Annotated in this window: 4 protein-coding genes; 3 read left to right on the top strand and 1 reads right to left on the bottom strand. The window is 55.7% G+C overall.

Annotated elements, in window-relative coordinates:
- Together HDG39_RS34450 and HDG39_RS34445 are read left to right on the top strand one after the other, a co-directional pair.
- Positions 1-1416: hypothetical protein (locus HDG39_RS34450; RefSeq protein WP_221305973.1), on the top strand; the 1416-nt coding region annotated here is incomplete at its 5' end.
- A complete protein-coding gene (locus HDG39_RS34445; protein WP_184012725.1) occupies positions 1413-1757 on the top strand; it encodes a hypothetical protein in 345 nt (114 codons plus the stop codon). The genes HDG39_RS34450 and HDG39_RS34445, both read left to right, overlap by 4 nt.
- A 109-nt stretch (positions 1758-1866) precedes the next feature.
- Here HDG39_RS34445 and HDG39_RS34440 read toward each other — a convergent pair whose 3' ends face one another.
- Complete coding sequence (locus HDG39_RS34440) at positions 1867-2073, bottom strand: hypothetical protein (RefSeq protein ID WP_184012723.1); 207 nt, start codon at positions 2071-2073, stop codon at positions 1867-1869.
- Positions 2074-2181: 108 nt separating this feature from the next.
- Between HDG39_RS34440 and HDG39_RS34435 the strand changes: the two genes are divergently transcribed.
- The gene (locus tag HDG39_RS34435) at positions 2182-2502 is read left to right on the top strand and encodes a hypothetical protein (protein ID WP_184012721.1); all 321 of its coding nucleotides are present in this window, start codon (positions 2182-2184) and stop codon (positions 2500-2502) included.
- Positions 2503-2637: the final 135 nt, after the last annotated feature.

The following is a 2637-nucleotide window of genomic DNA, read 5'->3' as shown; positions in this document are numbered from 1 at the left end:
GTGCGTTCAGCGGCGACTCAGGGTATGGCGCTCGCTGTTGGTGCTCAGCGCGGGTTTGACTGGAAGGGCATGGCAGCGTCCGCTGTGGCATCTGGAGTCGGCTTCCAGGCGGCACGGACGATTAATGTCGGCGGCAGCAACGTGGGCTTTAACATGGGCTCGGATCCAGGCAGGTTTGTAACGGGCATGGGTGCGGGAATAGCTGCAGGGGCTGCTAGTACAATCGTGCGTGGTGGGAGCCTTGGGCGCAATGTTGGCGCGATCTCGATGGATGCCATCGCCAGCACCATTGGCAATATGGTGGTGAGCCAGGTTCAGGCGGGCAGTGTCGGGAAAACGGACTACACGAAGCAGGCGATCGAGGCGATGAATGGCGAGATCCTGCCGGGCGGGTTGGGTGGCGTGGGTAGTGGGTTCGTAGCGCCGCCGTATAGCAGTAACGCTGCACTGTTTGGCATGGGCGGTTCGCTGGATACGCTCGATAGCCTGACTGGTGCGACTGCGCGCAGCGCCTATGCATCGAGTCAAGTCGTAGAGCCTTACAGCGGCGCTGCGGTGCTTTATGGTCCGAACCTTGGTATCTCTGCTGCTGGGCCCCTGGGCCGAGGCGATGGATTCCGTTATACGGGGGACAGCTCAGGCACTGCCGGTTCGATTGGTTTGGCGGGCGATGATGCAGACGCGTTGAAATACGCGTGGGATGTACAAAAGCGGCTAACCACGGATGTGCGGGGTGGCTTTGATCAGCAGGGCAACAGTACTGCCGGACATGCCCAATATGATCTGGGGCGCTCGTGGCTTGCCGATGTTCCAAAGCTTCCCGTTAATCTGGCGCTGAACACATTCGAGGGTGGTGTTAACCTGCTCAGCGGGGCGTTACCTGGTACGCCGGACTATGTGCCGTTCCTTGAGGGTGCCAAAATTCCGTACAACTCGGAGGCGTCGAGTTATGCGGAGTTTGGAGTCGGGTTGCTGCTCGGCGGACGGGGTGTAGGTGCAGCGAGAGAACCCAGTACCATCACTGTCTTCCGTGTTGAGGGCGAGGGCAATCGCCGGTTATTTATCGATGAAGCCACAGGAAGCGTCTCCATTCCACCGGTATTCGCGAACAAGGGACGTGGTGATGAGCGTAACCTGTATCTGAATTTCGGTGACGAGGCGCGTGCTCAGAGTTTCCTGGAGCAAAGATTGCAACAATTCCCTGATAACACAATCAGGGCTTTTACAGTCCCGAAGTCATTCGTTGATCAATTGCGCACTTCCGCAGTTGAAGAGGGCAGGCGATCAATCAACCCCGGGAAACCAGTGGTTGCCGATCCGACAAAGGCACGTGACCAGTTCGGGCTTAGTCAGCAGCAGATTGAGCAATTGCGGAGAGTTATCATTCCCGGATCTGGTAAACAATATGGTCAATGAACGACATGGAAAATCATCTTTACGAGTTCCGAATGAAGCTCTTGCGTGGCGAGGGTTGTGACATGCCAGAAGGAATCGATGGGGCACATGTCGCGTGTTATGCAAGTGCATCGACATATGAAGCGGCCGTCAAAAAAGGGGTGGTTGCTGCCTCTCATATGCACTACGTATTCGACAATATCGAGGGAGACGTGCGTGAAATTCCAGTGGCCTCATGGGGTGCCTACGTTGAGAAAGTCTGGCCGGAGTTTGCGAGTCACTTTCCGTCTCAGGATGAGTTGCCGTCCCTTGTTGAGCAGGGAATAGTGTTCTTCGGGCCATTTGCGGGCTTTAAGAAGTAGTCCGCTACAGATGAGCAGAGTGATATTTAGCTGCTAGAAAACCCGAAGGGCCGCGTAAGCGGCCCTTCGTTCGTCTAGCTGTGATCGGGTTTGTCGTGTGGGGAACTGATCAGTCCGGGATGAGCGAGTTGCGCTGGCTGATCTCCGTCTCTGTCATAGGCCTGCCTGCGACGGTGTAGCTGCGATCCGGGGTAATGATGACGTGGCCGAACCTGTGATCGACGCTGAACATGACGTGCTGGCCGGGCAGGAAGTCCAGGTGTTCGAGCAGTGCATCGGTGATCTGAGTACAACATGTCCGTAGAGGGGATGTCACCTGCTCATGCTGCTAGCAATACACCATTCGGCAAATCACTGGCCAGTCTTGGATATAGGCAGATTGAAGTGAATGGTTACCATATAACGGCTAGATTGGGGAATTGACGTGAGTGCTGCTGACAAGGAAACCGTCTTGAAGTTAATGGAACAAGGGAAAGCATTGGATTTGGTGGATTTAATTCTAGGAGATTCACCATATCGTGTTACTGGCGAAGTGGAATTCGCCAGTAACGAAGAACGTGATGCTTACGTGATGACCATCGAGCACTTGCGCTTCGTAAGCAAGTATGGAACACAGCCAGGCCCGGTCAAGGAGAACGGTCGGGTGTACTTCACATACCCGGACTACTTCGAAAGGTGGTTTCAACTGGGAACACCGGGGCTCACGCAGGAGGACTTGCTAAGCTACCTGAACAAAGCGGCGTGATAGCGGCAACCTGGTGGGACTGAGGGACGCCAACGGCCACCTGAGCACCCAGCAGTGGAACTACGGTCTCGCGCAGCCGGCGGTGGCGCAGTCGTGGGATGCGATGGGGTATAGCAAGAACTTCTCGTATGACGC

This window comes from Paraburkholderia lebeckiae, from assembly GCF_014201005.1.
Taxonomy (GTDB): Bacteria; Pseudomonadota; Gammaproteobacteria; order Burkholderiales; family Burkholderiaceae; genus Paraburkholderia; species Paraburkholderia tuberum.
Note: the sequence above shows the minus strand (reverse complement) of the source record. Positions and strands in the feature narration are given on the sequence as shown.